Below are 7,202 nucleotides of genomic sequence, written 5' to 3' on the forward strand. Positions count from 1 at the left end.
CGAATTCGAAGCAATCATGACCACACCGGCCAGCCAGGCCGCGTAACCGAAACTGTCACCTATCCGTGCAGCAGACCCGTTCGTAAATCGCCGGTTGAAACGTGCGTACCAGCGTGGCATGCGCATCGATGTGTTCCTTCTTGGTCGAAATCAACTCGCGGTTGAGAAATCGTCATGGTGTACCGGTATGCCGGTTCAGTCCGCTCGAAGACGGCGATAGATGTCTCGGGGATCGCGCCAGCCCGGAACGACAATCGTCGCGTCAGGACGATTCGATATCAATGCATATTGCGGTATGTACACCCCACATAGCGGCGCCGACGACAGATCAAGATAGCGTAACTCACCGGCCACCGGGTGTGATCCCAAGTGCAGCCTCGCTGATCGTGAACCAAGTTTGACCGTCGCCGTGGCTTCCGCCTGATACGGCACGCGGAAGACCTCGTTGGTGACCGGACTCAATGTGTAGCAACAAAAGTCGCGTTTGTGTGCACGCGCCGCGGAAGCGGACTTGGTAACGCCGAGGCTAAAAATCAACTCATCGTCGGCGGTAGCCTCGGCGACGTATTCGCCACCGCAATCGTCATGTATTCCCACTGAGGTTCGGAACTTCGGAAAGCCGAGGACTTCCCACCCCACTTTGAGTGCCTCGTCGTTGTCAACGGCCAAATGGGTAATGTAGACACCATTGGTGCTGTGTTGACCCCACCGGGTCAGCGATACCCCGGGCACGTCGATCCCACCCGCCTGCACGGGTAGTCCGAACGCAAACTCCCGATAGGGCGAAATCGACTTATCGATGTACTCCATAACTTGCACGAGCGCCAGCGCTCGGTGAGGGGTGATGCGCACCGGACGGAGCCTACGCGTTGGAATGAGCGCCTGAGCTTTCGCGGCACTCACGGTAAACAGCGCCGCCATACTTCGAGCCTGATAGGTCAAGAGGGGCATACTGACAGTTCCCCCATCGCTGAGCGTACTGACACCCTGCGACGCGGGTGCGATGCCCATAAGGGCGCGGTCTGTAGCCATAGCGCCTCCCTAGATCGCCATGCCCATGCGCTCGGCCCCCAAGCGGCCGAGGCGGTAAAGCGGGGCCAACAGGTCCTCGTAGCGAGGCCCAAGAATCCTCGGCACGGCGTCGAAAACTCGGGCGTCGGGGCCAATGAGAACCCGTGGCTTATTCTTTTCGACCCCCCGTAGAATCGTCGTCGCCGCGGAACCTGGCCGTGTCATGGCGATCCGGTCAAAACTTCTCTTGACGCGCTCGGCGTCGATCCCTTCGGGGCCACCCCGAGCGTTCACTGCGATGTTCGTCTTGATGCCCCCTGGGTGCACGCAGGTGACGCCGATCGGATGCCGAGCGGCCCGAACCTCCTGGCGCAATGCCTCAGTGAATCCGCGCACCGCGAATTTTGCTGCGTTGTAAGCACTTTGCGACGGAATTGCCATCAAACCGAACACTGATGAGACGTTGACGACGTGACCCTCTCCTGAATCGATCAGATGGGGTAGGAACGCTTTCGTCCCGTGTGCGACACCCCAGAAATTAATATTCATCAGCCAGTCGAAGTCTTCCCACGTCATGTCCACCACATCAGCGGACAGCGCGACACCAGCGTTATTGAATACCAAATTGACGCTGCCGAATTCAGACTTGACATCGACTGCGTGTGCGTAGACCGCAGCACGGTCAGCCACATCGAGTTCAAAGGACACCGTCTGAGCACCCAATTTCTCGCAGCGGCCGGCGGTGTCGGCGACACCGGAGGTATCGATGTCAGACAGAGCCAGTCGTGCGCCCCGCTTTGCGAGTTCGATCGCCAAGGCGCGGCCGATACCGGATCCAGCTCCGGTAATCACGGCAACTTTGTCGCGAAAATCTTTCATCGCTATCGTCTACTTTCTTCGTTGACCTAATTTGATCGGGTACGGCGACGGAGATCTCTTGCATGGGCCGTCAGCGGCGGGCACGGTCATGCGCACTCGCGGATGCCGCGCAGTCAACAGCCGATATTCTTCACGTTTGACTTTGCGGGTGGAAAGCCAGTATTGCCAGGTGAATCCGGACCACAGCGTCCTGTTGTGCCCGTGCTCGTCGAGGTACCAGCTCCAGCAGCCGCCGCTGTTCCACACCGAACGGGCCAGGCCCTGCTGTAGCGCCTCGTTGAACCTGTCCTGGGCCGACTTCAGCGGAGCGATCGCATCAGCACCCTCAGAGTCGACTGTCTTGATCGCCTCGATCGCATAGTGGATCTGTGACTCGATCATGAATACGACTGAGGTATGACCTAGCCCGGTGTTCGGTCCTAACAGTAAAAATAGATTGGGCATGTCTGTGACGGTGGTGCCGCGGTGGGCGGTGACGCCCGCTCGGGTCCAGCGCTGCCCCAGGTTTTCCTTGCGCGGGCCGGTGATGTCGATGTGTCGGTACGAATCGGTGACGTGGAACCCGGTCGCCAAGACGATGACATCAACGGGGCGGTGGGTCCCATCGGCAGCGACGATGCCATTGGCTGTCACGCTACTGATGCCGTCTGTGATCAGCTCGGTCTTGGTGCTATCGATGGCTTGGTAGTAGCCGTTGGAGCCGAGTAGACGTTTACACCCGGGGCGGTAATCGGGAGTGAGCTTTCTTCGGAGCTCCGGATCAGCGATGGTGCGCTTGATGTGCCGCCGCCCCAGAACCTCGACGGCTTTCAGAAGCGACGGGCGGCGGTTCATGGCATAGGCGCCGCCCTCGGCGCTCCAGTAGATGCCGGCCCGCAGCGCCGCCCGCGCACCGGGGATGCGCTTAAGCGCCTCCCTGACTAAACGTGGCATCTCGACGTTGGAGCGTGGTAGTACCCAGGCCGGGGTGCGCTGATAGAGCTGCAGTTTGCTGACGCGTCCTACAATTTCAGGTACCAGCTGCACTGCGCTAGCGCCGGTCCCGATTACTGCGACTCGTTTGTGGGTCAGATCGACGTCGTGACGCCATTGGGCTGAATGAAAGACCGGGCCGTCGAATGTCTCGAGTCCGTCGATGGTCGGAATGCTCGGGATGTGCAGAGCGCCAGCACCGGATATGAGGAACTGCGCGATATATTCGCCGCCCTCGTCAGTGTGTACGTGCCAGCGACAATTCGCCTCATTCCATTGAGCGCACACGACTTTGGCGCCAAAGACAATGTGGCGGTGCAAGTCGTACTTGGACGTCACGGCTTCGAGATAGGTCAGGATCTCTCGCTGGTATGAGAACAGGTGCGTCCAGTCGGATTTCGGCTCGAACGAGAACGAGTAGAGGTGCGCCGGAACGTCGCAGGCCGCTCCAGGATAGCTGTTGTCACGCCAGGTGCCGCCGATTGAGCCGGCTTTTTCCAACACCACGAATTCAATGCCTTGTTTCTGCAGTGCAATCGCCATGCCCAAGCCAGAAAACCCTGTTCCTATGATCAGCGCTCTGGTGTGGACGGATGGGCGCTGTTTTGTGCCAGCCGCCGCTGAGGAGCTGGCTATATCAACTGCAGTCATCGCAATGTATCCGTGACCCTTCCTTGTCGTCAGGCTGCTGCCAGGTGGCGTGGATGGCCCATCTCAAGGGTAATATACACGAAACGTACAGTACCGCGTACCAGCTGTTCGAGTAAGCTTCGGGCGACCGCCCGGTATGTCTGACGGTCGCTCGTGCGTAGCTGGAGTCGACAAGTTGTGCCCACCTCGCCGACGGCCGCCATCACCCGCCCGGCGTGAGCGTCTCAGTCCAGGATGCGGCGCGCCACGTTGGTGCTGACCAGGTCGAGCAGTTCGTCGCCGCGGCCGGCGAGGATGGTGCGAATCGCGTACAGCGAGAAGCCCTTGGCCTGCTCCAGGGTGATCGCCGGCGGGATGGACAGTTCCTGGCGGGCGGTGACCACCTCGACCAGCGCCGGACCGTCGTGGCTGAACGCGGCGGCCAGCGCCGGTCCCAGATCGGCGGGTTTCTCCACACGGCGGCCGAACATGCCCATGGCGGCGGCGACGGCGCCGAAGTTCGGATTGTCCAGCTCGGTGCCGAAGTTGACGATGCCGGCGGCCTTCATCTCCAACTCCACGAAGCTCAGCGAGGAGTTGTTGAACACGATCACCTTCACCGGCAGCCGGTTCTGCAGCAGGGTGGCCAGCTCGCCGAACAGCATGGTCAGCCCGCCGTCGCCGGCCAACGCGACGACCTGGCGGTCCCGGTCGGCGGTCTGCGCACCGATCGCGTGCGGGACCGCACCGGCCATGCTGCCGTGGTTGAACGACCCGATCAGCCGCCGTCGCCCGTTCATCCGCAGATAGCGCGACGCCCACACCACCGGGGAGCCGACGTCGACGGTGAAGACCGCGTCCTCGGCGGCGAGTCGGTTTACCTCGGCCGCAACGTATTCCGGCCGGATCGGGGTGCGGCCACGATCGTCGGCGGCCAGCGCGTCCAGGCTCTTGCGGGTCTTGGCGTAGTGCGCCAGCGCCCGGTCCAAATGGGTGCGGTCGTGCTTTTGGGTCAGCCGCGGCTGCAACGCGGCCGCGGTATCGGCGACGGTGCCGACCAGGCCGAGGTCGATCGGGGCGCGTCGACCCAGGTGCCGGCCGCGCACGTCGACCTGGATGATCGTCGCATTGTCGGGATAGAACTGCTGGTAGGGAAAGTCGGTGCCGAGCATCAGCAACACGTCGGCCTCTTTGATCGCCTTGTACCCGGAGGCGAAACCCAGCAGCCCGGTCATGCCGACGTCATAGGGGTTGTCGTATTCCAGGTAGTCCTTGCCGCGCAGCGCATGCACGATCGGCGCGGCCAAGGTGCCGGCCAGCTGCATGACCTGCGCGTGCGCGCCCGCCGTCCCCGCGCCGGCCAGGATGGTAACGGCGTTGGCCGAGTTCAAGATTCCCGCCGCCCGCGCCAGCGCATGGTCGTCGGGGCGGCACACCGACGCGGTGGGCGTCACCGGCCGTGAGGTCCAGCCGGAGTCGTCGAGTCGGGCCAAGAACACCTCGCCGGGGACGACGACGACCGCGACCCCGTTGTCTTCGACCGCGGCCCGCATCGCCAGGTGCAGGATGCGCGGCGCCATCTCCGGGGTGCTGATCAGCTCGCAGTACACGCTGCATTCGCGGAACAGGTCTTGCGGGTGGGTCTCTTGGAAGTAGTCCGAGCCGATCTCGGCGCGCGGAATGTGCGCGGCGATCGCCAGCACCGGCACCCGGCTGCGCTGCGCGTCGTACAGCCCGTTGATCAGATGCAAGTTGCCCGGGCCGCAGCTGCCCGCGCACACCGCCAGCCGCCCGGTCAGCCCGGCGTCGGCGGCGGCGGCGAACGCGGCGGTCTCCTCGTGGCGGACCAGTTCCCAGGAGAAGTCGTCGGTGCGGCGGATCGCGTCGGTGAACCCGTTGAGGCTATCCCCCGGTATCCCGTAGACCCGGTGCACGCCACTGTGTTTGAGCGCGGCAATCATCTGGTCGGCGACGGTAGCCATGCGGTGTCCTCCTCAACTTGTCAACAGCATGCACCCGGCGATCGGGCCGCCGCCCACGCCGACCACGGCGACCTCCGGCCGGCGGGCCAGCTGCCGTTCGCCCGCCTGGCCCCGCAGCTGCAGGCAGGCCTCATGCAGCACCCAGTAGCCGTGCATCCGGCCGGCCGACAGTTGCCCGCCGTAGGTGTTCAGCGGCAACACCCCGTCGCGGGCGATCCGCGCCGCGCCCTCGACGAACGGACCGCTCTCCCCGTCCCCGCACACCCCGAGGGCCTCCAGCCAGGCCAACGTCAAGAAGGTGAACCCGTCGTACAGCTCGGCGACGTCCAGATCACTCGGGGTCAGGTCGGTGCGTGACCACAGTTGGGCCGCGGCGTCCACGGACGCCATCTTGGGGTAGTCCGGGCGGTGAAACCAGCCGCCGGCGCCGTCGGCGCCACCGATCGCCTCCACCGCCACCGGCCGGTGCGGGCAGTCGTGGCCGTACGCCGCGCCCGACACCAGCACCGCGATGGAGCCGTCCACCGGGACGTCACAGTCGTAGAGCCCGAACGGTGTCGACACCGGCCGCGCGGCCAGGTAGTCGGCCATCGTCATCGGATCCCGGTACACCGCAAGCGGATTGAGCGCGGCGTTGCGCCGGCTGTTGATCGCCAACCAGCCCAGTTGTTCTTTGGTGGTGCCGTAGAGCTGCATGTGCCGCCGGCAGGTCAGCGCCAGCCAGTTCGCGGCCGAGTAGGCGTGGGCGGCCAGCAGGTCGGGTACATCCTGCATCGGCCCCACCCCGCTACCGCGGGATTCCACCAGGCGCGCCATCGCGTCGCTGGGCACCGACCCGGCGGTCGGCTCCGCCGATTCCGGGGACGGCACCGCCCCGCCGATCATCTGCACGGTGCGGTACACCAGCACGTGGCGGGCCCGGCCCTCGGCGACCGCCCGGCACGCCGACATGACCGGGGACAGCAGCCCGCCGGTGTCGAATCCGGCGCCGCAGTCGGCGGCCTCGATGCCCAGCGCGGCGCGGACCTCGGCGGCCGGGGTGTCGCCCAGGGTGGCGATCCCGTCGATATCGCTGGGCGCCAGGCCGGCGTCGGCGATCCCGGCCCGCACCGCCTCCAACGTCAGCTCCAGCGCGGGGATGCCGGTGCGGCGACCGATCCGCGAGATCCCGACGCCGGACAGGATCGCGTCCTTCTCGAAGTAACGCATCCACACCGTCCGTTCCGTCGACCCTAAGGTCGTACCCTAGGCGGCGTGCCCACCGAGCCGGATTCGACCTCCCCGACGCCGCTGCACATCGAGTTTTGCGTGCAGTGCGCGCGCTGGGTGCGTCCCGCGACCGACACCTGTCCCGACTGTCGCACCGCGCTGGTGGCCCGGCCGGTGTCTGGCCGCGGCACGGTATTCACCTACACGGTCAACCACCATCGGTTCGACCCGAGCCTGACGGTCCCCTACGTCATCGCCATCATCGAGCTGGTCGAGCAGGAGGGGCTGCGGGTGGCCGCCAACGTCGTGGACTGCGAACCGGATTCGGTGGCCTGCGGGATGCCGGTGCAGGCCCGGTTCGACGGCGACGCGCCGGTGTTCGTCCCGGTCTAGCGCGGGGCGCTCCGGCCGACGCGAGCGTGCGCAGATCCGGCGACACGCACGGCGTGTCGGCCGGGTCGGGTAGCCGGGGGGAGTCGCACCCCCCGGCTCCCACAGAACCGTACGTGAACCTCTCGG

The 7,202-nt window shown here is 65.0% G+C and carries 5 protein-coding genes and 2 pseudogenes; 1 reads left to right on the forward strand and 6 read right to left on the reverse strand.

The features are described from left to right. Positions 1 to 195 precede the first annotated feature (195 nt). The 6 genes and pseudogenes from ACAG26_RS27510 to ACAG26_RS27535 form a co-directional block, all read right to left on the reverse strand. Entirely contained in the window at positions 196 to 1,032 is an 837-nt protein-coding gene (locus ACAG26_RS27510) for an acetoacetate decarboxylase family protein (protein WP_370486248.1), read from the reverse strand. Between the two features lie 9 nt (positions 1,033 to 1,041). After that, on the reverse strand, positions 1,042 to 1,890 hold the full coding sequence (locus ACAG26_RS27515; RefSeq protein WP_370486249.1) for an SDR family NAD(P)-dependent oxidoreductase: 849 nt from the start codon (positions 1,888 to 1,890) through the stop codon (positions 1,042 to 1,044). A gap of 9 nt (positions 1,891 to 1,899) precedes the next feature. Continuing rightward, a complete protein-coding gene (locus ACAG26_RS27520) occupies positions 1,900 to 3,513 on the reverse strand; it encodes a flavin-containing monooxygenase (RefSeq protein WP_370486250.1) in 1,614 nt (537 codons plus the stop codon). 224 nt (positions 3,514 to 3,737) lie between these two features. Continuing rightward, a complete protein-coding gene (gene poxB, locus ACAG26_RS27525) occupies positions 3,738 to 5,474 on the reverse strand; it encodes a ubiquinone-dependent pyruvate dehydrogenase (RefSeq protein ID WP_370486251.1) in 1,737 nt (578 codons plus the stop codon). Between the two features lie 12 nt (positions 5,475 to 5,486). Continuing rightward, positions 5,487 to 6,257, reverse strand: a pseudogene (locus ACAG26_RS27530) (thiolase family protein); the annotation flags it as partial. Between the two features lie 80 nt (positions 6,258 to 6,337). Continuing rightward, a pseudogene (locus tag ACAG26_RS27535) lies at positions 6,338 to 6,683 on the reverse strand (thiolase family protein); the annotation flags it as partial. 45 nt (positions 6,684 to 6,728) lie between these two features. Here ACAG26_RS27535 and ACAG26_RS27540 point away from each other — a divergent pair. After that, positions 6,729 to 7,076, forward strand: coding sequence for a Zn-ribbon domain-containing OB-fold protein (locus ACAG26_RS27540; protein WP_370486252.1), 348 nt, complete (start codon positions 6,729 to 6,731; stop codon positions 7,074 to 7,076). Positions 7,077 to 7,202 lie beyond the last annotated feature (126 nt).

The sequence above is a fragment of the Mycobacterium sp. pUA109 genome, assembly GCF_041287095.1.
Lineage (GTDB): Bacteria > Actinomycetota > Actinomycetes > Mycobacteriales > Mycobacteriaceae > Mycobacterium.

Bases quoted from the DNA above. Each gene is read 5' to 3' on its own strand.
- ACAG26_RS27515 (WP_370486249.1), bottom strand. From the start codon at position 1,890: ATGAAAGATTTTCGCGACAAAGTTGCCGTGATTACCGGAGCTGGATCC.
- ACAG26_RS27520 (WP_370486250.1), bottom strand. From the start codon at position 3,513: ATGACTGCAGTTGATATAGCCAGCTCCTCAGCGGCGGCTGGCACAAAA.
- poxB (WP_370486251.1), bottom strand. From the start codon at position 5,474: ATGGCTACCGTCGCCGACCAGATGATTGCCGCGCTCAAACACAGTGGC.
- ACAG26_RS27510 (WP_370486248.1), bottom strand. From the start codon at position 1,032: ATGGCTACAGACCGCGCCCTTATGGGCATCGCACCCGCGTCGCAGGGT.